General features: G+C 48.3%; 23 protein-coding genes. 6 read left to right on the forward strand and 17 right to left on the reverse strand.

Features of this window, described 5'->3' with window-relative positions; genetic code table 11:
* Positions 1-21: 21 nt before the first annotated feature.
* On the reverse strand, positions 22-1,314 hold the full coding sequence (locus SynSYN20_RS03330; RefSeq protein WP_370586724.1) for an ABC transporter substrate-binding protein: 1,293 nt from the start codon (positions 1,312-1,314) through the stop codon (positions 22-24).
* Here SynSYN20_RS03330 and SynSYN20_RS03335 point away from each other — a divergent pair.
* On the forward strand, positions 1,229-2,467 hold the full coding sequence (locus tag SynSYN20_RS03335; protein WP_186524726.1) for a hypothetical protein: 1,239 nt from the start codon (positions 1,229-1,231) through the stop codon (positions 2,465-2,467). The two genes, SynSYN20_RS03330 and SynSYN20_RS03335, sit on opposite strands and share 86 nt — an antisense overlap.
* Here the strand turns inward: SynSYN20_RS03335 and SynSYN20_RS03340 are convergent.
* Positions 2,456-3,685, reverse strand: coding sequence for an aminotransferase class V-fold PLP-dependent enzyme (locus SynSYN20_RS03340; protein ID WP_255476347.1), 1,230 nt, complete (start codon positions 3,683-3,685; stop codon positions 2,456-2,458). The two genes, SynSYN20_RS03335 and SynSYN20_RS03340, sit on opposite strands and share 12 nt — an antisense overlap.
* A gap of 546 nt (positions 3,686-4,231) precedes the next feature.
* Here SynSYN20_RS03340 and SynSYN20_RS03345 point away from each other — a divergent pair.
* Positions 4,232-4,585, forward strand: coding sequence for a hypothetical protein (locus tag SynSYN20_RS03345; RefSeq protein WP_186524728.1), 354 nt, complete (start codon positions 4,232-4,234; stop codon positions 4,583-4,585).
* A gap of 29 nt (positions 4,586-4,614) precedes the next feature.
* Here SynSYN20_RS03345 and SynSYN20_RS03350 read toward each other — a convergent pair whose 3' ends face one another.
* Complete coding sequence (locus tag SynSYN20_RS03350) at positions 4,615-4,878, reverse strand: hypothetical protein (RefSeq protein ID WP_186524729.1); 264 nt, start codon at positions 4,876-4,878, stop codon at positions 4,615-4,617.
* A 338-nt stretch (positions 4,879-5,216) separates the two neighbouring features.
* Here SynSYN20_RS03350 and SynSYN20_RS03355 point away from each other — a divergent pair, with 338 nt between their 5' ends.
* Both SynSYN20_RS03355 and SynSYN20_RS03360 read left to right on the forward strand, forming a co-directional pair.
* On the forward strand, positions 5,217-5,927 hold the full coding sequence (locus SynSYN20_RS03355) for a DUF4079 domain-containing protein (RefSeq protein WP_186525413.1): 711 nt from the start codon (positions 5,217-5,219) through the stop codon (positions 5,925-5,927).
* Between the two features lie 57 nt (positions 5,928-5,984).
* The gene (locus SynSYN20_RS03360; RefSeq protein ID WP_255476348.1) at positions 5,985-6,869 is read left to right on the forward strand and encodes an alpha/beta hydrolase; all 885 of its coding nucleotides are present in this window, start codon (positions 5,985-5,987) and stop codon (positions 6,867-6,869) included.
* Here SynSYN20_RS03360 and SynSYN20_RS03365 read toward each other — a convergent pair.
* On the reverse strand, positions 6,863-7,573 hold the full coding sequence (locus tag SynSYN20_RS03365; protein WP_255476349.1) for a hypothetical protein: 711 nt from the start codon (positions 7,571-7,573) through the stop codon (positions 6,863-6,865). The two genes, SynSYN20_RS03360 and SynSYN20_RS03365, sit on opposite strands and share 7 nt — an antisense overlap.
* Before the next feature lie 461 nt (positions 7,574-8,034).
* Positions 8,035-8,280, reverse strand: coding sequence for a NifU family protein (locus SynSYN20_RS03370; protein WP_006854698.1), 246 nt, complete (start codon positions 8,278-8,280; stop codon positions 8,035-8,037).
* A gap of 84 nt (positions 8,281-8,364) precedes the next feature.
* On the opposite strand from SynSYN20_RS03370, the gene SynSYN20_RS03375 reads away from it, so the two are divergent.
* Positions 8,365-9,834, forward strand: a complete 1,470-nt coding sequence (locus SynSYN20_RS03375; RefSeq protein WP_186525415.1) for a malate:quinone oxidoreductase — start codon at positions 8,365-8,367, stop codon at positions 9,832-9,834.
* Positions 9,835-9,879: 45 nt separating this feature from the next.
* Here the strand turns inward: SynSYN20_RS03375 and SynSYN20_RS03380 are convergent, their stop codons facing one another.
* Both SynSYN20_RS03380 and SynSYN20_RS03385 read right to left on the reverse strand, forming a co-directional pair.
* Entirely contained in the window at positions 9,880-10,239 is a 360-nt protein-coding gene (locus tag SynSYN20_RS03380; RefSeq protein ID WP_186524730.1) for a hypothetical protein, read from the reverse strand.
* A gap of 8 nt (positions 10,240-10,247) precedes the next feature.
* On the reverse strand, positions 10,248-10,577 hold the full coding sequence (locus SynSYN20_RS03385) for a multidrug efflux SMR transporter (protein WP_186524731.1): 330 nt from the start codon (positions 10,575-10,577) through the stop codon (positions 10,248-10,250).
* Positions 10,578-10,666: 89 nt separating this feature from the next.
* On the opposite strand from SynSYN20_RS03385, the gene lepA reads away from it, so the two are divergent.
* On the forward strand, positions 10,667-12,481 hold the full coding sequence (gene lepA, locus SynSYN20_RS03390) for a translation elongation factor 4 (protein WP_186524732.1): 1,815 nt from the start codon (positions 10,667-10,669) through the stop codon (positions 12,479-12,481).
* Positions 12,482-12,485: 4 nt separating this feature from the next.
* Here the strand turns inward: lepA and SynSYN20_RS03395 are convergent, their stop codons facing one another.
* From SynSYN20_RS03395 to SynSYN20_RS03440, 10 genes are all read right to left on the reverse strand, one after another.
* Positions 12,486-13,820: a hypothetical protein gene (locus SynSYN20_RS03395; protein WP_186524733.1), complete on the reverse strand. Its 1,335-nt coding sequence runs from the start codon at positions 13,818-13,820 to the stop codon at positions 12,486-12,488.
* A gap of 745 nt (positions 13,821-14,565) precedes the next feature.
* Positions 14,566-15,108, reverse strand: a complete 543-nt coding sequence (locus SynSYN20_RS03400; RefSeq protein ID WP_186524734.1) for a hypothetical protein — start codon at positions 15,106-15,108, stop codon at positions 14,566-14,568.
* Between the two features lie 26 nt (positions 15,109-15,134).
* The gene (locus SynSYN20_RS03405) at positions 15,135-15,605 is read right to left on the reverse strand and encodes a hypothetical protein (RefSeq protein ID WP_186524735.1); all 471 of its coding nucleotides are present in this window, start codon (positions 15,603-15,605) and stop codon (positions 15,135-15,137) included.
* 2 nt (positions 15,606-15,607) lie between these two features.
* A complete protein-coding gene (locus SynSYN20_RS03410) occupies positions 15,608-16,750 on the reverse strand; it encodes a hypothetical protein (protein ID WP_186524736.1) in 1,143 nt (380 codons plus the stop codon).
* A gap of 482 nt (positions 16,751-17,232) precedes the next feature.
* Entirely contained in the window at positions 17,233-17,766 is a 534-nt protein-coding gene (locus SynSYN20_RS03415; RefSeq protein WP_186524737.1) for a prepilin-type N-terminal cleavage/methylation domain-containing protein, read from the reverse strand.
* A gap of 548 nt (positions 17,767-18,314) precedes the next feature.
* The gene (locus SynSYN20_RS14600; protein ID WP_186524738.1) at positions 18,315-18,821 is read right to left on the reverse strand and encodes a type IV pilin protein; all 507 of its coding nucleotides are present in this window, start codon (positions 18,819-18,821) and stop codon (positions 18,315-18,317) included.
* 392 nt (positions 18,822-19,213) lie between these two features.
* Entirely contained in the window at positions 19,214-20,884 is a 1,671-nt protein-coding gene (locus SynSYN20_RS03425; protein ID WP_186524739.1) for a vWA domain-containing protein, read from the reverse strand.
* 126 nt (positions 20,885-21,010) lie between these two features.
* On the reverse strand, positions 21,011-21,661 hold the full coding sequence (locus SynSYN20_RS03430) for a Tfp pilus assembly protein FimT/FimU (protein WP_186524740.1): 651 nt from the start codon (positions 21,659-21,661) through the stop codon (positions 21,011-21,013).
* A complete protein-coding gene (locus SynSYN20_RS03435) occupies positions 21,652-22,164 on the reverse strand; it encodes a prepilin-type N-terminal cleavage/methylation domain-containing protein (protein ID WP_186524741.1) in 513 nt (170 codons plus the stop codon). The genes SynSYN20_RS03430 and SynSYN20_RS03435 overlap by 10 nt, the downstream gene beginning before the upstream one ends.
* A 124-nt stretch (positions 22,165-22,288) precedes the next feature.
* On the reverse strand, positions 22,289-23,935 hold the full coding sequence (locus tag SynSYN20_RS03440; RefSeq protein ID WP_186524742.1) for a hypothetical protein: 1,647 nt from the start codon (positions 23,933-23,935) through the stop codon (positions 22,289-22,291).
* Between the last annotated feature and the right edge of the window lie 81 nt (positions 23,936-24,016).

Consider the following 24,016-nt stretch of genomic DNA (forward strand, 5'->3'; position numbering starts at 1 on the left):
AGAACCTTGTTGAGAATAAGGTTATGGCTCCCATTGTTGAGCCCCGAAAAATGTAAGCTCAACGTAGTCGCTTGCTTGCTTATTGTTCCTTGATAAGTCTAACTGAAATCCTCCTAGGTCTACTTTTTTTATCGACCTTATACTTGTGATTAGAGCTTCTCTGGTGAGAGGACCTTGGGCATTCTTGATGCCCTCAGTGATTAATCTAGCAGCCATAAATCCTTCCAAGCTTGTGAATCCAAATCGGGCTGAAGAATTATTCACGCGCATGAGCCGTTGATAATCTGCGACGACTGGAATCCAGCGGTCCCAGGGAAAGGGAACAACTTGACTGACTCCAATGCCATTGGCTTGCCCCACAGGAAGAGAATTCTCAAGAGCCCTGGTGCCAGCAAAAGAGACGTTCATAATCCGAGCTTTGATGTTTTTTTGCAGTAATGCCTTACTCAGTGCTGCTGAACTTACATATGTGGAAATAATAATAACGGCATTTGGTTGAGCCTTCTCAAGAACTCTTAACGCGGGGTTGATTTTTGCAGAATTCCTTTGAACTGTTGCTATCGCTACAGGCTTTAGGTCATGCTTTTTCAAGGCTGCTTCTGCTGAGCGTAGACCATCTTTCCCAAATGCATCATCTTGATAGATGACAGCAATTTTTTGTCGGGCACTACGTATAAGACTATTAACGATTTTGTCGATTTCCATTCTATAGCTAGCTCTTAGATTTACTACCATTTCGAGATCATTTTTACGTAGAAGAGAAGCACCAGTAAGTGGAGCAATGAGTGGAACTTTTTTCTTTTCAATTAATGGGAGTATTTCTTTCGTTGTTGGGGTTCCTACGTATCCAAATAATGCTAATAAATTTGGTTTTGCGAGAAGAGCTTTTGTATTCGTAACAGTGAGGTCTGGTTCGTATTGATCGTCAAGGCTGATTAATTCTATTTTTCTCCCTTTAATCCCTCCTTTCCGATTGACTTCGTCAAACCAGGCATTGGCTCCAGCTCGATATTTTTGCCCTATTTGAGCGGATGGGCCACTGAGTGGAAGGGATTGACCAAGAATGATATTGTTTTTATTTTTGAATGGTGTGCGTGCGTTTTGCTGTTGAGCGGTAGCTGGCATTATCGCTAAAATGATTCCAATGGCAATGGATCTATTGCTTGGTATCAACTTGCCCATGTGCTTATATAATGAAATTATGATTTGATTGGTTACTCTCGTTTTCATGACGAAGATTCGACGACGGAGGAAATGGAATTTCTTAGCAATTGTGTCAGTCGTGCTGGCAGCTTTGCTTCTTGTTCTTGGAATATCTAGTTTAGATGTGGATCAAGTTCCAGGTCGCGATTCCTTGCGGCTTTCTTCAGCTTCTCGTGCTTTAAATACTTCTTTAGACCGCTTGCCTCGTGATGGCTGGAGCTCACAAAGAGGTGAGTCTCTGAGTGGCAGTGAAATCCAGGCAGATCTTGATGCTTTGAATGATGCTAAATACCACGTGAAACTTGGGGTGTATTCAAATAGTACATATGACCTTGATCTAAGTGTTCCAAGCTTTTCGTCTAGTGGTTATGTTTGGTTGCGTTGGGAGCAGCCACTCCAGGATTACTTAGAGGCAAACGATAATTCCCTGGAAGAGCATATTCTGCTCTTAAATGCTCTCTTATCTGATGCAGAACCTGTTTTGCATCCTGTTCAGGATAAGCCTGCGACTTTGTCTGATGGCACCTACTATCAGCTGTATACGTATGTAGGTAGATTTTTTATTGATCAAACAAGCTTCAGGCGCTTCCCCTTTCTCACAATTGGCTTGCCAATTGCTATTGAGGCAGATGATGTTGAGGGTGGACTTGGCTATTCGAGCCTGCGTTTTGAGCCCGATATTCGTAACAGTGGGATGGGGCTTTTTGCTGGAACTGGAATTATTGGTTGGTTGAATCGTGGTTGGTCAATTGCTGAATATCGTCATAATTATGCTACTAACTTTGGCCTAGGTGGGTTGGATCGAGATTATAGTTTAATCGTTTATGACATTACCTTTGGTACTTCTGCTTGGTCAGCATTTTGGCGCTTGATGTTGCCTCTTCTCGTTGTGATGGTGATGGTTCTTCTTGTGTTTAAGATCCGTCCAGACGAACAAGATGCCCGGGCTGGAATTCCTGTAACTGTATTGTTAACCTTGGTGTTTTTACAGCAGGTATACCGAGGTGAACTCCCTGATCTTCCCTTCCTTACCTTCTTAGATCAGGTCTATGTGATTGCTTATGTTATCACATTGTTTGCGTTCGTACTGTTGGTCTGGATTGGACGCCGCTATGCAGATATGGAAAGTATGCCTCTAGGGGAAACTCGAGACAATCTTTCTCGTCGGCTTGAAACTCTTGATGAGGTTTGGCCTCTCATGATGGTTTTATTTTGCTCGATTGCGGTGTTCTTCTCCTGGTATCTGATTCCATCAGGTACTTGAATAGGCGGTAATTGTGAGTTCTCTAAGAGAATTGATTAGTTGAGAAATTTCTTGTGCTTCGGTTGTGATATGGGTACAAGCTCTTAGACAGATTGGTTCCTCCAGGTTTCGAATCCAAATTCCCTTGCTCCCGAGAATTTTTACGATTTCGGCGGTGCTTCGCGTGTTCTCGCTATTCAGTTTGAAACTAACCAACCCTGCGGGCGGCTCCCCCTCGAGCAGGGGTGTGGTTCCTGGAAGCTCTTTGATTTGCCTCCAGAGCTCGCCGCTAAGGGACTGGATGGTTTGCAGACGCTCTTGTTCATTTCCCTCTTTGGCTAGCAAGCCCAACGATTGACGCAGGCCTGCCATCAGTGGCACACAGCTCGTTGCAATTTCAAAGCGTCGGCTGTCGTGGTGAAAGGGGTCTGGATCATTCATGACAGCCCGTGTTTCATCGCGCAAGCTGCGCCATCCAATCAGCGTTGGATTGGCTTGATTGAGGATCCTTTCTGACAAGGCCACGCCTCCGAGCCCCTCGGGTCCGCAGGTCCATTTGTGCCCAGTAAATGCATAAATATCAGCTGCCTGCGCTGCAGCTTCTACAGGAATTTGTCCCATGCTTTGGGCTGCATCGACGAGCAGAAATGGTTGCTGAGCATGTTGACGAAGCTGGTCTGCTACCGCAGGGATTGGCATCAGCTGTCCAGTGTTCCAAAGCAGATGCGAAAGCACCACCACTTTGGTGCGTGGTTGTAGAGAGTCCGTTAAGGCTTGAAGGACGCCGGCGTCGGTTTTGTGTTGTCCTTCACGTCCCTGTTTGAATTGTTGAACAGGGAGGTTGTCGACATCAAGGTGCTCCCGTCTGGCAAGTTCAAGGCAAGCGGCGACGACTCCTGGGTGCTCGCAATCACTGATTAAAAGGCGATCACCGGCTTTGAAGGGAAGTCCCCAAAGGGGTAAAACGCATCCGCTGGTTACGTTTTCGGTGAGCGCTAGGCGGTGGGGTGCCACACCACATAATCGACCGAGCAAGGCACGTGTTTTGTTTGTTTCCGCGCTGATATGAGGCCATACATCGGTGGTGAAGGGGCCCAGCTCTTGGATGCGCTTCCAGCTCGTTGTCATGGCCTCCAACGAAGGCGATGGCAACGGCCCTTGGCCGCCGTAGTTGAAATAAGTCTTGTTTCCCAGTGCTGGACAGAGATCGCGGAGGCTATTCCTGTGTGCGTGGGTCAAGGTTGTCGTCCGAAAGGTTCCTAGCGCCATCGTTAGAGCACGTGCTGATACCCCACTGCAGTGGGGTGTGCTTATCGATTGTCAATCTCACGTTGGCAAAGAAATGCGGAAAGAGCCAGGCTTATGGCTCGCCCCAGACGATGAATCAGTTAATCCTGGATAGATCCTTGCCAAGAAGGAGATGCTGGAGCCGAAGCCACAACAGTGGTCCGTTTACTTGAAGTGCATTACATAAGCCTAGATTGTCTCTGCTGGATCGGCTTGAAAGGATCTGTAAATCATCTTTTCTTTCTTCAAAATGGGTAGATTGATCGTTGCAAATTACACCTGTTGTATTCATCCAGGAGAGGTCTCTAATGCAGCTTAAATGAGGGATAAGTATTCGATCTGAATTGGTGCTTGGTACGCTGACTCGAGCAAGCCAGAAATAATTAGTGTCAATTATCACAATACGCTGAATCTAGGCCAATACAGGAGATACACTGTTGCTTCAGGCACCGCGCACTGCGCTGGTGGCTTTTACCTCGCTGAAGGTGCTCAAGCATGATGAACCCCTACGTCTTGTATCTGTTCACCCTGCCCGTAGATGAGCCCGAAACCTGTACAAAGGTGAGAAATTTTGTCTTAACGCTTACGAAGGCGCAGCAGGCAACCATTGAATATGTGGCACTACGCACTGATGATGGAGAGCTCACAGAGCTTGCTAAAAAGTTAAATGTTGATAGTGCCCCGACGTTGGTCGTTACGCACGAAAGCGTTTCTTGTGAGCTCGATGCCGATGGTGATGAAGATTGTGACTATGTAGAGAAACCAGTTGAACGCTTCGTTGGAGCCCAAGCAATCACAGAGCATCTTGAAGTCACCATTGAGAGCTATACATACGCAAATCCACCTGAATAATCCACAACAGCATCGCTGATGTTATCAACTTATTCATCTGCTTCGTGGTCAGATACGTAGAAGGGCTCACTGATGCCTGGTTCTTCGTTGTCTAATACAAAAGCACGGATCAAGTCATCGCTTTTGAAGGCCAAAAGCCCCCGCTCAGGATCAACTGACTCCATCTCGGGATGGTTGTTGACGAGAAGCCTGTGGTTTTTCCAACTTTTTCTAAGGCGAATCGCTTTTTCAGATAGGTGCACGAGCAAAGCAAGGTTGCCGAGCACAAGACCAAGAAATACCAATGCCTGCATACACATCCAAGCCTCTTGGTAAAGCCTAGCCGAGAATGATTCTCGTTCTTGATTTCGTCTTGTTCGGCGACGGGGCCTTGTCTTGCTGTCGCATCAGTTCATGGCGAGTTTCTGTTTCTGCCTTGTTTGGGGTCTGTCCACGAGAACGTAGGCCAACGTCTTAGCGCTGTGTTGCTCGCCATTGTTGGATAGGGTTTGAAACTTGTTGCTTGAATCGCTCTCGCTAAGGATGCGATTGCTTGGCATTGATGTTGTGTCTTTGTTGATCTTTCCTCGGCTGGATTGTGCTCTCATTTTTTGGCTCCATGGCTACGTTTTGAGTCGATGCTTTCTTGGCCATGGCCGGCGTGGATTGGTTGTGGATCCTGCATCCTTTTCTTGCAGTGGTGTTGATTTATCCACTGATTGGGGTGGTGATGCGTTTAGCAGTGCAGACGCGTGCACGCCGGCTCCAGAAACAAAAGCTCCCCGTCACGGTGGGGCGTGATCACAGCGATCTGGGTCGTTGGCTATCAGCGGCGGTGGTGGTCGTGGTTTTGATTGCTCTCTCAGTGGTGATTGGCACGAAGGCTCCGATAGCGCAGTTCGAAGGAGGCCCTTCGCGTGCAATCCAGCTATTGCTTGTGTTGTGTGGAACGATCGTGAGCCTGCTCGCCCTTTGGAGGTGCAAGAGCCCCGTGTTGAGGTTGGCTTTTTCTCTCATCACTTGGGCTGGAGTTCTGGGGCTTGGCGCCCAACCTGAGGTATGGCGGCTTTCCGATAACCCCTTTACGCCCGCGTTTTGGCAGTCCCATTACTGGGCTGGCGTTGGGGTGACGGGCTTGATGTTGTTTTCCCTTGGTGCTCGCGCCGAGATCCTGCGTGACATCCGGGTTCGCCGTTTGCATGTCACGGCCAATGTGCTTGCGGCCTTGCTGTTTTTGACGCAAGGCCTCACGGGTACCCGCGACCTGCTGGAGATTCCCCTCAGTTGGCAGAAATCCACGATCTATGCCTGTGACTTCAATGCCAAAACTTGTCCTTCTCGCGATCCCAATGCGCAGTCCTGACTGACCCCTTTGGCTAAAGAGAGAGGGTTGTGGCTTCAACCTATGGATTCTTCAGCGTTGAAGACACTGTTTTTGCAACGTGTGAGCTTGGGGGGAAATGAGCTTGAGGCGATGTCGCAAGCTTTTTCTGCTCTTTATCGAAGCTTTCAGACCGATGTTGTAACGCGTGTTCGTTGTTCTCCTGTTGATGGCACGATTTATACATGGATTGATCCTCCCTCGGGCCGTAGTGAGCGTGTGAGTTTGTTTTTCCATGGTGGCGGCTACACCATGGGATCTACAGATGATCACTTGCAACTGATTGCTTCACTTGTTGAAGGCTCTGGCATCAGTGTTTTGGGTGTTGATTATCGTTTGTGCCCGGATGATTGTTTTCCTGCACCACTTGATGATGCAGAAGAGGCTTATCGCTGGTTGTTAGCGCAGGGCTATCGATCTGAGGTGATTGCTGTGGCGGGAATTTCTGCTGGTGCAACATTAGTGACGCAATTGCTGCATCGCTGTCAGAGCAAGGGCTTGTCGATGCCTTCGCTGGCATTGGTGATGGCAGGGGTCATGGACTTCAGCTACGGGGGAGAGTCTGTTGCTTTTAATGCCAGTGATGATCTTGTGTCGTTGCAGCGACTCGAGGCTGTCTCTTCCCATTATCTTCCGGGTGATGGTTCCTATGATTCCCGAGATCTTTTTTGCATGCAGCAGGATTACGTGTCCTATCCCCGTACTTTGTTCCAGGTTGGTGATCGTGAAGTGCTGCTCAGTGATGCCATCGCTTGTTTCTCAACGTTGAAAACAGCAGGTCACGATGTGGCTTTGCATGTTGTGCCTGGAATGATTCATTGCGGGCAGCTCTTTGCTCGTGACTTTTTACCTGGCCAACGCGCTACGGCTGAGGCAGCCCTCTTCCTCCGCGAAGGATTCGCTGCCCTTAACGCACCTCAGTGAGTGGCATGGGTGAGAGCAAGAAGCAAAAGACTGGTCATTAATACGCTTCCAGCCACAAACCAACCAAGGCGCGTGCGATTCACGGCAGGAAGTTCTTCTCGGAAGACGGCCATGAGCAGTCCCCCCCCTAGATATGCCGTGGCGATGGCGAGATGAAGATCGTCCAGCGGGTGGAAGAGTGCTGCGTGCAATAGGCCCAGGATTAGGGCTGCCGTTCCTACCCAGCGCAGGCGTGTGCGGAAGATTGCGGGATGCCGGGCGGCCATGGTCCGATCGGCCAGAAGGACATGGGCGCTGATGGCGATGGTGAACAAGATTCCATAGGCCAACCCGGTGCTGATCAGGGATGGAAGGGAATAGGCATAGAGGTAGCTGATCGCCGCAAAATGAAGAGTGTGCAGTGATCCCGCAATCCTTCCAGCCTGTCGCTCATGGCTGGCGAGCACGTCAATGCTGTACGTCACGATGATTCCAGCTAGGGCGATCAGAAATAGCAACGCCTCTGTGATGGGGGTAGGGGCGAATGTTTCCATCCCAGGGGCTTTGGATAAGGCTTGTCCATGGCTGGCAAGTTCTGGCAATAAATGCACAAATACGTAGGCGATTCCCGCCCCACCTCCAAAGGAGGCCCAGCGCAGCTGTTCGCGATCAGGTTGCTTTGCCACCTTGCTTGCTTGCCAATGGGCAGAGGCGATCGCTGTCACGCACAGAATGGAAGCGATCCAGAGCATCGCGATTGGCTTCTATTGACTGACGCAGTGTGGCTGTTCCGAACAAGCCGTACAATTCTCAAACTATTACGGATCAGTTTCTCGTAATTATAAGCTGTTTGTTAGTCTTTTGGATTATAGCTGAGGCGGCTAAGTCCGTAGTGATTAATGATTTGAGTGTCGCGTTAGGATTTTCAAAGTATTTCTATATCTTGAAAGTGCTGGGTGGAAGCAATGTTTCGACCAGAAAATCATTTGAGGTCTTGAATGCTGTCTTGCGAAGTATTTGCTGATTTAATTGAGGTCGAAAAGCATGAGCTTGACATGTGCTTAAATAAGCAAAGGCTATCAATTCATTGCATCTAATAGTTGATGTGATGAATTAATTTTTACGTGAATTTATTTTTATATGATCAAGGTGATTTCTTTGTTCGCTTTTGTTTGAGGCGATTGATTCACAGCACTTGAACAACTTCGCTTACCTCAGGAATCGATTCGCGCATCTTGCGTTCGATCCCCATTTTTAAAGTCATTGTGCTGCTGGGGCAGCTTCCGCAGGCGCCTTGCAAGCGGACTTTCACGATCGGACCATCGATCTCGACCACTTCCACGTTGCCACCATCGGCCATCAAGAAGGGGCGCAGTTCGTCGAGCACCTTTTCCACGTTCTCGTTTGTGAGGGCCATGGTCTCGGTGCTCATCGCTCGATCTTCGAATTCAGCTCAGTGTAGGCATTTTGTAGACGCTCGGCCTCATAGCCTGTGAACAGCAGATCTGTTCGCCCCTTGGACCGCTACGACGTTGTGCTCGTGGGTGCTGGGATCATGAGCGCCACCCTGGCAACCCTTCTGCATGAACTCGACCCTGAGTTGCGGTTGTTGGTTGTTGAACGATTAGAGGCCCCAGCTTTAGAAAGCAGCGCTGCGGGAAATAACGCTGGCACCGGCCATGCCGCCAACTGTGAGCTCAATTACACGCCTCCTCTGGCAGATGGCACGGTTTCAACGGTGAAACCGCTGGCAATCAATGCCAGTTTTGAGAGCAGCCTCGAGTTTTGGTCGACCTTGTGTGAGCGAGGTTGCTTAGATCCTTCTTGGTTCATTCATCGGGTGCCCCACATCAGTTTTGTGTGGGGTGAAGGAGATGTGGCCTACCTGCGCCAGCGTTACGAGCAGATGAAGGAGCTTCCTGCTTTTGCTGCCATGGAGTGGAGCCGCGACGAGGGCGAGCTGGCGTCTTGGATTCCGCTTGTGATGGCCGGGCGTGATCCTCAAATGGTTGTTGCGGCAACGAGGATTGAGCGCGGTACAGATGTGGATTTCGGTGCTCTGTCTCGCTCCTTGTTTGTTCCCCTGCAAGCATCGGGGGTCCTTGATCTGGTGTTTGGAACTTCGGTCTCCGATCTCAAACGCTGCGCAGAGGGGTGGGAGCTGCAACTGCGCTGCCCCTCCGGACGCCGCGTCGTGACGTCGCCCTTTGTGTTCCTCGGAGCCGGTGGTGGTGCCCTTCCTCTTCTTCAGCGTTCGCGTATTCCTGAAGCGGCGGCTTATGCCGGCTTCCCCGTAAGCGGGCAATGGCTGGTCTGTAATGACCCGGATTTATCGGAGCATCACTTCGCCAAGGTGTACGGCAAAGCCAAGGTGGGGGCTCCGCCGATGTCGGTGCCCCACCTTGACTCCCGCTGGATTGATGGCCGCCGCTCCCTGTTGTTTGGGCCCTATGCCGGTTTCAGCAGCAAGTTTTTAAAGAAGGGGTCGTTGCTCGATCTTCCCCGCTCCGTGCGCTCCTCCAACCTGTTGCCGATGCTTCAGGTGGGGGTGAACAACATTCCGCTTGTTCGCTATCTCGTGAATCAACTGCGCCAAAGCGATGAGGATCGGATGGAGGCCTTAAAAGCGTTCCTCCCCACCGCTCGCGCGGACGATTGGACCTTGTCGGTGGCGGGTCAGCGCGTTCAGATCATCAAACGCACCCCTGCTGGAGGCCGTTTGCAATTGGGTACGGAAGTGGTTGCTGCCGCCGATGGGTCGTTGGCCGCCCTGCTTGGTGCCTCTCCGGGAGCCAGCACTTCCGTCACAATCATGTTGGAAATTCTTCAACGCTGCTTTCCGGATCGGTTGGCTTCCCAGGCCTGGCAGCAGCGCTTGCAAGCGTTATTGCCGAGCTATGGGCAAGATCTCAATGCGGATGGGGAGCTTCTTCAGCGCAGCCGCGATCGCAGTGATGCGCTGCTTGGTTTGCAGATTGCGCGCTAACGCATGAGGTGTAACCGCGCCTTTGTTGATCGGCGGCCTTAATGTTTAAAAGTCTACGTTTGGAGCTGACTCATCGAGAGCATCTCTGCAGCTTTGGGAATCGATCAATTTTGATTTTGAATTTGGAACCAAGTTTGCAGAGCCGTCTTTGTTGCTCAGGCAATGAGCCGCCCACTGTTTCTTGGTCATGCACTGAGGTGCGATTGCCATGCAAACCATTCCTTTGTGATCCTCAGGAACGAATTGGGTTGTCTGCTCCTTGAGAGGCGACCCAATTTGCAGCGGCTTCGCTTGGTGCTGCTCACATGCCAAAGCGGATGGGGCGAAAGGTGCCGCCATGGTGAGGGCTGTGGCCACCCCTAGGGCTGGCTTGAACCATCCAGGGGGGATGTGCAGGAGAACCATGGCTGAGTTCAGGGATGCTTGCTAGTGAGATTCACGATGATCACCCCAGCTGTGATTGTGGCGATTCCCACCAGCTGACCTGGAGTTGGCACTTGCTTATAGGCAAGCAATCCAACCAGCACGATCGCGACGATCCCGATTCCACTCCATAGGGCGTAGGTGATGCCGAGAGGAATGGTCTGCACCACTCGAGAGAGCAACAGCATCGAAGTGGAGTAAGCAGCGAGCACAACGACTGTGGGAATCGGCCTACTGAAGCCCTCAGAGAGCTTGAGGCAGGACGTCCCGATCACTTCGGAAGTGATCGCCAGAAATAAAAGAATCCAGGGTGCGGGCATGAAGCGTGTTTCTCCTCGAATTGGTGGCGGCTCCTTAGGATTAGGTCACAGCCTTCTTCAGAAGCCCGAGCCGGGATTTCGCCAACCGCATGACCGACGCTCCCGTCAAAAGGATTCGCAACTTTTGCATCATTGCCCATATCGACCATGGCAAGTCGACGTTGGCTGACCGGTTGCTGCAAGACACAGGCACGGTGGCGAATCGGGATATGCAGGAGCAGTTCCTCGACAACATGGAGCTCGAGCGGGAACGGGGGATCACGATCAAGCTCCAAGCCGCCCGCATGAATTACAAGGCAGCGGATGGTGAGGAGTACGTCCTCAACCTCATTGATACCCCTGGTCATGTGGACTTCTCCTATGAGGTGAGCCGCAGCCTTCAGGCTTGTGAAGGGGCCTTGCTTGTGGTGGATGCAAGCCAGGGCGTAGAGGCTCAGACCCTGGCCAACGTTTATATGGCGCTGGAGAACGATCTCGAGATCATTCCAGTGCTCAACAAGATTGATTTGCCAGGTGCCGATCCCGATCGGATCAAGGAGGAGATCGAGGCGATCATTGGCCTGGATTGCTCGAATGCGATCCCTTGCTCGGCCAAAACCGGCATGGGCGTCCCTGAAATCCTGCAAACGGTGGTGGATCGGGTGCCGCCACCGGCCGACAAGGTGAAAGAGCCCACCCAAGCGCTGATCTTTGATTCCTATTACGACCCTTATCGCGGTGTGATTGTGTACTTCCGCGTGATGAGCGGGAGCATTAGTCGCAAAGACAAGGTGTTGCTCATGGCGAGCAACAAAACCTATGAACTCGATGAAGTCGGGATCATGGCTCCGGATGAGCAAAAGGTGGATGAGCTTCACGCCGGAGAGGTGGGTTATCTCGCGGCATCGATCAAGGCCGTGGCTGATGCACGGGTGGGCGACACGATCACCTTGGTGAATGAGCCGGCCGATGCACCGCTGCCTGGTTATGCGGAAGCCAAGCCGATGGTGTTTTGTGGCTTGTTCCCGACGGAAGCAGATCAGTACCCGGATTTACGGGAAGCCCTGCACAAATTGCAGCTCTCTGATGCCGCGCTGAAATTTGAACCTGAAACCAGCAGTGCGATGGGCTTTGGATTCCGTTGCGGATTCCTTGGTTTGTTGCACATGGAGATTGTGCAGGAGCGCTTAGAGCGTGAATACAACCTGGATCTGATTGTTACCGCTCCATCGGTGATTTATAACGTAAATCTCACCAATGGTGAGCAAATCTTGGTAGATAATCCGGCCACACTTCCCGATCCTCAGCAGCGTGAATCGATTGAAGAGCCCTATGTGCGCATGGAGATTTATGCCCCGAATGAGTTCAATGGGGCGTTGATGGGTTTATGTCAGGAGCGTAGAGGTGAGTATCTCGATATGAAATACATCACCAAAGAACGGGTGACCTTGATCTATGAATTGCCCTTGGCAGAAGTGGTGACTGATTTCTTTGATCAGATGAAGACGCGCACTCAAGGCTATGCCTCAATGGAGTACCACCTGATTGGGTATCGCAAGAATGAATTGGTACGCTTGGATGTGTTGATCAATGCTGAAAGGGCAGATCCGCTTACCACGATCGTGCACCGTGATAAGGCTTACAACGTGGGCAAGGGCTTGGTTGAAAAGCTCAAGGAATTGATTCCCCGCCAGCAATTCAAAATTCCTTTGCAGGCTTCGATTGGGAGCCGGATTATTGCCAGTACGAGCATCAGTGCGATTCGTAAGGATGTGCTTGCGAAGTGCTATGGCGGTGATATTTCGCGCAAGAAGAAACTATTGAAGAAACAGGCAAAGGGTAAGAAGCGGATGAAAGCGATGGGTAAGGTTGATGTACCACAGGAGGCTTTTATGGCCGTGCTGAAATTAAATCAAACCCCTTAAGATTTTATTGTTGAGCCACTGTGATGTAATTCTTGTCAATCATCAAGTAGTCTCCTGTGCTGCGATTCGCTAAATCTTTCATCCAGTTTGAGTTTAATCCAAGTGCAGTTGTGTTGATCGTTATTTTTTTGTCGCGCTGATTGTTTGTGGAAATGTAGTTGTCAACAGTAGAGCTGAAATCATCGTTTGACCATTGACGGCCTTGAGGGTTCGTATTCGGCTCTCCATCGGAGAGAAAATAAAGCGTATCGGTCTCTTGATCCTTGAGTGCTGTATCTAATCCATCCCATGGAATGGTGCCGCCCCAGCGTGTAACGCTGCCATCGTTTAGTGAATGTACAAAAGAAATCGCTGATTGACGTGTTTCAGAATCGTCTAGGGAGATAAGGCCGTCGACAGAAGGCTTCCATCTCCTGTGATTGAGATATCCTCTTGAGCTAAAAGATTCAATGTTGATCTTGGTGTTATCAGGTAAGCCGTTGATGATCATTACTAATTCATTTTGAAGAGATTCCATGCGTGTGAGTGCACAGATTTTTCGAGTTGAGATATAGCGGTTGCCGTTCCAATATGTGCGTCGCTGGCCGCGGCCACTTCCCCAAAGAATGCAGGCACTCATGGATCCTGATCCATCGACTAAAAAGCGCATTCGATCTGAACTAATGTTGCGGAAGAAAGCTCCGTTCAGTAGTGCTCCTTGCTCGTTGGAGCTTGTATCTACGATTTTTGATGCGCGAGAATACATCGCGAAATGAAGGTCATGTCGGCTAATACTGCGCAAGCCATTTTTGATTTCTAGATAACTTGGATTTTGTTCCTCTTGGGTTCTTGGACTCACAATTTTTATGAGTTTGCGAGCAGAATCGGTTTCAATGGCGAAGGCGGGTTCTTTTGCAACTCGCGCTGGAGTACGTTCGCCGTGATTCGCAATGACTGCAAAATCTAAATCAAGTTGTTTGACGATGTCATTCAGAGACTTTTCGGTTCCATCGGGATTCACTTGGGACTTGCAATTCTCTGGATCGCCCTGACAAGGCATCACAGCGATGTCTTGGAGGATAGGCGCGAGATAAGTCTCAGCCACTTCGCCGTAGCGGCCATCCATGGTGAGCGGCGCTCCACAGCGTTCAAGGGCGTAGCTGTTTCCACGGGCACTGGTGCTCAATCCATAGAGCACTGGCCTGTCAAGCTCAGCCATGCGAATGCCGAAGGCAGGACGGAAAGCGCGATTGCGTGCAATGGCAAGCGCTTCACATTCCTGGATCGAGGACGAATATTGTTGATTACTCAGGTCTGTATGGGCTAGCTCAGCTTTCGGTGTGTCTTTTGTCTTGATCAATAGGTGCAAGCCCCTTTGAACCTCTGATCCAAGCAAGCGCAAGCCACCTGAGGCATTCTGACGAAGAGATGTTTTCTCTCCCGTGTGGGTGATGATGGATCCTGTTGTCGTTAACGCAGCAGCTGAAGCGCCGACGAGAACAGCACTCGCGCCTAGTGAGATGACTGCTTCGGCCATGCCGAATCCGTTTCGGCGTCCACGATATTTCCGAAGTGCCGCCAAGTTCTTCGACAGTGGATTGCGCGAAATCATGAGATGGGTTCTGCGCCAGAGCTACCTTCTTTTGGTAATCACGGTTGCCAGGCGGCGACAAGACAATCCAGGGTTTTGGTGCCAGTTGTGTAGGCGTCACCCCCCATTTGGGTAGGCATGTTTGAGACGTTTGCTCCCAATTACCTCTAATTAAGTAGCCATTACCGTTTATATGCGCGCATCGCACGAGGAGTCTTGGATCAGAGCTGCTTTGAAGTGATTTCAGCAGGAGTGTGAACGACTTGGTAATAGAACTTGTTCTCGGTGGGCTTAGGCAGAATGAGATTCGAGTTTCATGCCCCTTTGACGACTGGTAGCCTCTTCTTCACTGCATTAAGCAGTTAGTTGAGGGATTTTCTTTGCTTCCATTGGGGGTTGGAGCGCTAATCCCACTGCTGACGGAGGTGCCCAATTGTTTGCCTCAAAGCTTGTGCAGTGTGAGAGCGTATCTTCTCGCAAGTGATCCAGGGTTATGGAGCCAGCTCTCTTTTTGTTACCCCCATTGGGGTAGGCATGTTTGCGTCGATTGTTTCCAGTTGCCTCTAATCAAGTAGCCATTGCCATTCATGTGTAGGCATCGCACCAACAGTCTTGGGTCAGAATCGCTTTGGATCGATTTCAGTAGAAGCGTGAGCGTCTGAGGAGTGGCACTTGTTCCCGGTGGACTGATGCAAAATTTCGATTCTAGAGATCGTGCTTGAACTTTTTTACTCATGCGACTTCCCTCTAAGTTCATGATCCTCAGACGGCTAGAAGGATCTTCTTCGCTGCAATGACTAAGAGGTTCGGCTTGGCTGCCATCCGGCTGTTGCCGCTCTAATCCCATTGATGCTGGAGGCGCCCAATTGTCTGACACAAAGCAAATGCAGTGTGAGAGGCGCTCTTCACGCAAGCGCGTGCGGAGATTAAAAAGGCCTACTTCGACGAGGCGAGAGTACTGGTCAACTTCTCCTTGAAGACTTTGACGACGAAATGTCGGTAGCACCCAGCTTGCTGTGAGCGCTGCAATCGTGGCGATCACTAGAACCTCCAGCATTGTGAAGCCACCCGTCCTTATGCCTCTCATCGACAACGGGGAGCAAAGGTTGGATGAAGTTCAACCATTCTCTGTTCTGTGGAGATGGTTTGCTCTGGTGCTTGGAATTCATAAGCGACTTCAATGACATCCCACCCCTTTCCTAGAGAGGTGATCGTGAATGTGCGTTCGGCCATGGCTGGTCGTGGAACATGCTGAGTAGCGCCAGCCTGATTAATTCGGGAAATTAAATAGGCTTCTGGTGCCGAGCACGCTCGCTCTCGATCGAGAGGTGGGATGGATTCCAGGGTGAGACGACTATTCGCTTGCTGAATGAGTTGCATATTGCTGTTGATCTCTGCTTCGATACGACTTCGCTGTTGTTCGATGCTGGTTCGGGTGAGTGCAGAGATTGAGACTCTGCTGATGCCGATCATCACCCCTGCCAGGATTAGGGCTCCGATTAGCACCTCTAGGAGGGTAAATCCTTCGCAGGAGTTGCTGCATTGATTTCTCATGACTACCACTGACGGAATGTATCGATGCCAGTGCCAAGAATGCCCCGGTTGATGGTTCGTCCAATGCCAGTGAAACCACTGTTCTTCCACTCCCATAGTTCACCTGCATGCACGCTGAGATGTTGATTGCTGTCTATGTCGGTTGTGGTGAGTTTGAGTTGATGTCCATTCGCACAGAATGCATGGGACCAGATCATTCCTCGTACTTGAGTATCACCTGTTAGATGGACGCTTCCGCGGGGCAGAGACACCATGGCTGAAGGAAGGCTCAATCCTTGTATCTTCAGTTGCTGCTGCGATGGTTGGCAGTTCTGAGGTGAATCTCCAGAGCTAGCTGTGATTACAAGGCGTTCAGGTTGGTTGTTACAGAGATTTGATCCAGTATTAACCCCACAAATTTGAGCGTTGTTTCCGAGCTGGATTCCTCCACTCATTCCGGATGGAGAGGGTGAAGCACCCTGGGGTAATTCCATGTGCAGTACCACTGGACGGCTGTCGTTTTCGATCAGCAATCGAGAGTTTTTTTGTAAGTTGATGTGCTCCACATAGACATGGCAGTCGCCACTGTGGCCAGGGCAAATCGCTGTTGCGGGAATGCGCACTGAATTGCCGTCCCGTATAACATCCATAGGTGCTCTCCGACGGCTGTCTGTTTTGTCTCTAATGCAGATAGAAGAGCGATTCCTCCGTGGTCCGCATTCATTTTCAGTGTCATCAAAACTCCAAATATGCTCATCAATCTTGGGACTGATTGCATAAAGGTTGCTAGGCGGAAGAGTTCGATTCAAGACAGGCCAGATCCGTAATCCCAACTGGTTGTCACTATCGGTTTCTCCACGTGCTTCTGTGAGCAGTGTGTTGCTTGAGCATCCATCAGTACGGAGATAGGGCTGATTGGTTTGAACCAATTGAAGAATGCTTCCTGGTCCGTCGATTTGGGCTGGGCCCAAATCCAAATGTTGGGCTGTTAAGACGCCCCAATCATTCTCATTTGAGACGCTTCCATTCACATAGAGGGAGCGGGTCAGGAGCGTACGCGCAAGCACCTGCTCTTCGCCAGAATTGTTGATGCGTTTGACGACGCCTTCTACCTCAAAGACACCTTCTCCAACCCCAGTTTTGCTTGGGCTTGAGTAGCCACGCATGCGATAAAAAGCATGAATTTTCCCCTGCGAATCCTCCCGAAATATTTTACGATCACTCGTATGAAACGGTATTTCGTTGGTTGGCCAAGAGCTTGATGCAATGGGATGATCGGGCATTCCTATACTGGTATCTGTGCAAATTTCCTCTAAATTAAGCTCAGGATTGTCTTTTAAATTCAACCAAGTGAAGCCATTATTTGCGGCAGACGTATTTTCTTGATTGTCGATCGTAAAGAGGAACCCCCGATATTGATCTTTGTCTGGGTTGTTCAGCAGCGCTAATATCCTGTTAAATCCATTCAACGCAGCAGCTTCTGATATTTGCTGATAGCTTTCTGAGCTGCTTAGCCTTTTTGCGTATAATTGATTAATCAATAAAGCGCTCGCTCCGGCACTCAGTACCAGTCCCAGCATCAGAGCTAGCAATATTGCGATACCGCTTTCGTCCTCCCTGAAATGTTTGTTTTTAGTGGTATTGATCTTCATCCGCTGCTCCCTTGGCATTTTAGTGAGTTAATATTTGCTGCATTATCTTTGCGGCCAATGATTTGATCACTAGCACCAGTTTGAAGATCAATACAAGCTATGATGTTTAAATCTGAAGCTGCTGTATTGGTTGCTTTTGCTTCAAATACGTAGTATTTTTCTGCATTCATGCTATTGATTCGATTCAATTGATAGCGTTCACCAATTAGGGTAATGGCCTTCGTTAATTCGCCGTCTCCTATCACGGCTGGGCCTTGATTTGTCATCAAGGTTGTCATGGTATTTAGATCAACCCATCGCTTAGGTTGCGTTCCAAACTCATCAGCAAATGCAGCGACCGTTGCCATCATCTGTGCCATCGTCGCGTTCGCTTCAGCCTGGTGCGTTCTTTGGATTTGACGAAAATAATTGGGCAGGGCAATTGAGCTCAAAATGCCGACAATTCCCACGGTGATGATCACCTCTGTCAAGGTGAAGCCTTTGAGCCCTAGGGGCCTATAGCAATCACGTCTGTTGAGCCAGGTAGACACGAACTCTCATCTTTTCATCAGCTAATATTAAGGAGCGATTCAAGGAAAAGCCAGAGGAGGCGCAAATTTTTTTTTTCTTCTTAGTGCCAACAGGCTAGGCATGGATGGGATTTCAGCCGCTTCTGCTACGACTCCTATCTTTCAAATTATGTCCCAATCATCATTGCTCTTTAAGGTTTGGAATCCAACTTTAAAAAAAGTGGTAACAATAGAACTGAACTATGAGTTTTAATACCTGCTTAGGTCACTAAGACGGTGAATGGGAAAAGATTAGGATTCAATTAGTTCTTAGATAGAATACTTGGCTGGTGTATTTATTCCTTTTGTTAGTTAATTGTTGTTTGGTTTTAGATTCTTTGCGGTTTCTGGTTTTGATAATGTCACAAATGCCTGAACATCTTGCTTCCCTGCCGCTTGTGATGCCCCTTGCTTGTTATCAGCTTTTTTTGAGACAGCGTTTAATTGCAATGTTATTGACATGAAAAATCATCAAACCATCATTGAGATGGTTTGATGATTTTTGACTTTAGATTTAGCTCGAAACTGATTTACGCGCTGCAGTCAAGAGCAGTGTCGTCTTTAAATGATTTTCTGATCTCGATTTTTCCTGTTGTGAGATTCACGCACCCATCAAGTGGGGTTCCATCCGTCTCGGCAGTAACTAGGGTTGCATCACCACCATCAGCGCTTGGATTGGCTTCTGCAGTAACCGTTACTTGATCATCAGCAGCTCCTTCATCTGCTGTGTATGTAAAATTCTCAGAATTATTTTCTTCTGCTTGCTCATCAGCAGCAGATATGGCAGTTGCTATCTGTCCATCAAGTTGATATTCAGCATGAGCATCTTTCAAGATTGCTGAAATTTTAGTCTTGGCCTCAGTTGTCTTTGCTTTGGTGGTGTTATTAAGGAAATTCGGCAAAGCGATTGCGCTCAAAATTCCTACAATTACAATGACTATCATCAACTCCACTAACGTGAAGCCCTTTTGAATCAGACCAGACTCCTTCTTTCTGCTGAGGATTGACAGTTGAATGCGGCTGTTGAGGATGCTCATGGCTTTGGGTGTAATAGGGGATCTGCACGGTCTGTGCTATTGCAGATGGATTTTACTTTTGATTGATGCGTGCGCAAGGGTTGGATGTGAGATGCATTAAAAATGCCTGAGGGCCGTGGCTGTTTGCCTGCATCCCAGTGATACCAATGAGTTTTGGTTGATTCAGGTTCCTTCTGCTCTCTCAGGGTTCGTGCTAGCTCCCAAGTCGATGTCGATTGTCCTTGCTTTGAGCGATTGTTCGCAGCCTCAGTCTTCACCCCGTTTCTCTTTAGTCCAGCTGTTGAACTGACCCATGGCGCTTTTATTGTTTAGTAAGCCTTTAGGTGCCCATTTTTTATCTTTTCTTTTGTAATTCTTCTCTCTTCTGCATTGCTAAAATGATTTTATTTGATTCAAGGCGAACGGAACTGGCCAGCTCCAGTTAGTTCAATGTCGTCTGCATTGTTGCAGTAGTCGAAATTGGCACTTGGATTACTAGGATCGCAGAACCCAGCGTTGTTACCAATTCCGTTGTTGCTCTTGAGTGAGTCAGGATCTATCTGTGTGTAAATTCCCCCACCTTGTTGGGCAAACATTTGCATCCAGACAGATTCCAACCCAAGGGCTGTGGTGAATACTTTGGTGGGTGCAGCTCGCTTGTTGTTGACCTCTATATAGTGAGACACTGTTGAGGCATAATCCTTTTTGCTCCATGTGTTCCCATTTCGATCTCGATTAGGCTCACCATCAGATAAGAAATACAGTGCGTTGACATCTTCTATTTCCAATGCTTTGTCAAGCCCATCCCAAGGGGCCGTTCCGCCCCAACGTTTGACGTCACCATTGCTGAGTGAATTGACAAACTCTTTAGCTGATAGATAGTTGTCTTCATTGCCGATCTGGACCAGTCCTTCAACCCTTGACTTGCTCCATTCACGATGATTCGTATAACCCTTAGAGCTAAAGGAAGTAAGGGTAATTTCTGTATTCGGAGCATTGTGATGTAGATCTGTGAGCACTGCAAGTAGTTCTTTCTGAAGACTTGTCATCCTTGTCATGGCGCAGGCGCGTCTGGTTTTTTGGTAACTCTGGCCATTCCAGTAAGTTTTTTTGTCTCCATAATTACTCCCCCATAAAATACACGCACTCATTGATCCTGAGCCGTCTACAAGAAAAGCGACGCGATCACTGTTAAGTTCCGGAAAGAATGCTGAGTCGATAGCGACTCCAGTTTCACCATAGTTTTCTAAGCGCTTATCGGCCCGTGCAAATGCTGCTAAATATAGGGGGTAAACTGAGATGGAGCGGCTGCTACTTTTTCTTTCGAGGTAGCTTTCATTGATAGAGTCGTTATATTCATCGCCTGTATTTGGATCTATAAACTTGATCAGCTTGTAACTTGGATCTGTTTCGATTCGTAGGGATGGTTCTCTGTGTATCCGTTGCGGTGTTTTGTAGGCTATTTCACCAAAGCTCATGTCCAACCCATTAATAATTGTAGGTATATTGTTCTCTTTCATGGCTTTCTCCTTGTCAGTACATTTTTTTGCTGAGCATGGCATCATACCTATATCATCAATCACAATTGCCATGAATATTTCTTCCGTTTCGTTGTATGTCCCGTCGATACTGAGTGAAGCTCCGCAGCGCAAAAGGCTATATCCCGTCCCGTCAGAGCTTGTGCTAATTCCATAATAGACTGGCTCTGTAAGCTCAACCATTCTCAGCCCAAATACAGGTTTAAATTCTTTTTCAGAGCAAGCTTGCAATGACTCGGTATATTTTTCATCCGATAAGTTAAAGTCTGAACCCTTGCTCGCTACACTTCCATTCACCATGATATACATGCTGCGCTCTACTTCTGAGCGCAATAATCGAAGACCATTAGTTGTATTTTGTCTTAACGTGGACTTGATTTCGGCTCGATTTAATAGTACATCAGTTGATCTTAAGGCCATTGCTCCAGCGCCAATCACTAATAATCCTGCTGCCATAGAAACGATTACTTCTGTTGTTCCTAATCCACGCTCCCTTTTGGATTTCTTGCAGAAGGATTGCTTGGTATTGAATAATTGATTTTTCATTTTTCTGTGTCTATTGGCGGGACTTTTCTCCTCTTAGTATGATGCAATTGTTGGCTCATCTGCTTAGACTTGTGTGAACCTAGGCTGAGAAAAGAATGAACAATTTTCTTCGAGCAATGACTGGTTTCATTGGCAGGTCTCTTCCCAGGTTCCACTTCGCAGGTAGCCGTTACCTGAAAGTAGTATGCAACGTTCCTTTACTTTCTGATTGGAGCTTTCGCTGGCTTTTTTTGATCGTATGATGAAGACAACATCCTCGTAATTAATTGTTCCTGGTGGTGTTATTTGAAATTTAGTTTGTAGACTATTGAGTTTGATTTTTATTTCTATTTCTCGAGACTGTCTGCTGTTTTCCAGCTTTAGAAAGCGGAATCTTGGATTGCGGGGATTATTCACGCTTGTTGTATCGCATGCTGGCTGATTATCTCCATGTATGACGCACAGCCTTTGATCACTCCCGTTGATTCGCGTCCCGTCGTTTTTCGTGAATTCAATCATTTCCCATGGTTCCCTAAATTTATCGATATAAGGTGGTGTGGCAATAAAGCTGATTTTTTCTTTTCCAGCCATTGCCTTGAGATCAAATAAGCCTGTCTCTAGCTGCGCTGTGTACTGATCAACTTGCCCCTGCAGTAGTTGACGGTGCCAAGCTGGTAGAGCCCAAGTGCTTGCTAGACCTACGATCACTATCGTAATCAGTAACTCTATCAATGTGAAAGCATCTTCTCCATTGATTTGCTTTCTCTTTTGTTGTACTTTCATGGTTTTTACGGGCATCGTGCCTGGAAGTTTGGATTGATTTCTAATATTCGATATTCCTTGGTAATATTTGTTTCTGGAGCTTCAAATGAATAACTGATTACTAGAGTTTTGTTGGTTTCTCCCTCCTTGAGGGAACGTGTGATATCAGGACTCCGCAGGTTGAGTTTCCTGGCTGTTTCCGTATTTTCATTGCTTCGGTTTTCGATGTAGGTCTTTAAGGCTCTGGCTGGATTAGAACAATCATGGATCGGTAATGGTTGATCGATGATATCGATTGCGTCAACTCGAAACTCCGAGTCTGCTTTTTGAATGAGCTGAATGTTTTCGGTCACGACAGCTTCGATTCGCGTGCGTTCACTTTGTATTCGGCTCGCCGCGATTGCTGCCACTGTGAGCTTCCCAACGGCTGCCATCACACCTGATAAAACGACACCGGCAATTAGCACTTCTATCAAAGTGAAGCCGGACTGTTGACGTTGTCGTGCAGTCCGCCAATGCCAGCATCGGCTGCGGATCATTGAGTTGAAAGGTTGATCTTTGGGTCTTGGAAAGGATTATTCTTTTCTTTCTATATCATCTTTCTTTTTCACCTTTTCTGTATTATTGCTGAGCCAGAGTTTGCTGAAGTTCAAATGAGAGTGTTTAAAATCTCTTAAATACATCTAAGCCAGTTCCTCGAATCCCGCGAAGTACCATGCGCCCATAGCCTTGTTCAGGCTTCCAACCCCAAAGGCTTTGAGCAGTCTCGATGATTGATTTTTCTCCTATTTCCGTAGTGAGTTCTATGCCATGGTCTCCAGCGCAAATATCGTGGGCCCAGATGATTCCTCTTAACTGGGCGTCCCCTGAAAGATATAAGCTTCCTTTTGGCATGTGAATGAGTGCTCCAGGTAATGCACTCCCTTCAATTTGAAGTACATAGGGTTTGTTGTTGATGTTGTTGCATTGGATGGGTTGAGGTCCTGTAGAAGAGCTAATGACGAGTCGTTCAGGCTCTGAGTTCTCGCATCCACTTCCTGATTCACTCAATTTACTGGTTAGACAAAGGCTGCTGTTTTCAGACAGTTGGATTCGACCACTTAAATCACTTGCCTTGGCTGTGTTATAGGGAAGTTCTAGATGAATCACTAATGCCTCTATGTTGCTATTCAAGACCTTAAAAAATAGGTTTGTTTGTTCCAGGTTGATATGCTCTACGAATACATGGCAAACATTGTCTACATTTGTTTTCTCTTTACAGATATCATCTGCACTCACCTCGACAGTCCATTGTCCAGTATTACTGTCTTGAGTTTCACTGATTTGTGGCTTTACTGTGGAATTGGTGTCATGTGCCCTTGTGCAAACCACAGAGTTATGACAGCCCGAAGCAGCTCCCCCCTGATCGTCAAAGCTCCATATTCGCACTTTGTTGGTGTTGCTGGGCATTTTGTCGATTGTTTTTCCCTTGTCGTAGTGGCTTAGAGGTATTGCTCCCTGTACTATTGGCCATAAGTCTCTTGCAATTGCACTTTCAGTGCTCGTGTTGGAGCTACTGAAATTCAAACCTGGTAGATTTTTTAGGTAGTTGGTTGTTGTACAGTTAGTTGCATTTTGAAAGTTTTCACTACTGCTTACATTCCATACAATTTTGCCTTTGCTTTCTGTTGATGCGCCAGCCACTGAGGTGGTCCCTAATTCAAGGTAGTTGCCTGCAATCACCCCCCAGTCTTTTGCCTGCAATATCAGTGGTACCACGCTTAGACTTCTGGTGAGAAGTGCGCGAGAGAAGTACTCATCTTCTTGGTCGCCATCACGGCGTACAAAACCTTCTACTTCAAAAATACCCTCACCACTTGGTTTTGCATATCCCCTAAGACGGTAGGAAGTTTTTATCGCTCCTTTGTTACCATCATTGCGCATTCCGTTGCTGCCCTCATCCAGTGTTGCTTCCGTTGGGATTGTGAGTTCTGTTTCCTGTAGCGGATTCCAAGTGATCCCATTGGTATTAATGATCCCTGTTGTATTTGTGCAGAGCTGCGGAAGGAGAGGTGGGGTTTCTGTTGCATATAGATTCCATTGATATCCTGCAGCGGGAAGACCAGGTTCACCTTCCTTTTCTCGATTATTTACTGCGTATAAGTACCCAAGATATTCATCTGGCTTGTTGTTGTTTAGCTTTCCAAGAATACGGTTAAAGCCATTCACTGCTGCTGTTTCTGCTAGTTGCTGGTAACTTTCATTTGCCCCTAGTTTGCGCGCCATGAGCTGACGAATCATTAAACCTGTAGCTCCCACAATCAGGATCATGCCGATTAATAGGGCTAGCAAGAGAGCGATGCCTTGTTCGTCTGGCCTGCTCTGTATCAATTTGACTCTTTGCCGGAGTCT

It is taken from the genome of Synechococcus sp. SYN20 (assembly GCF_014279555.1).
Classification (GTDB): domain Bacteria; phylum Cyanobacteriota; class Cyanobacteriia; order PCC-6307; family Cyanobiaceae; genus Synechococcus_C.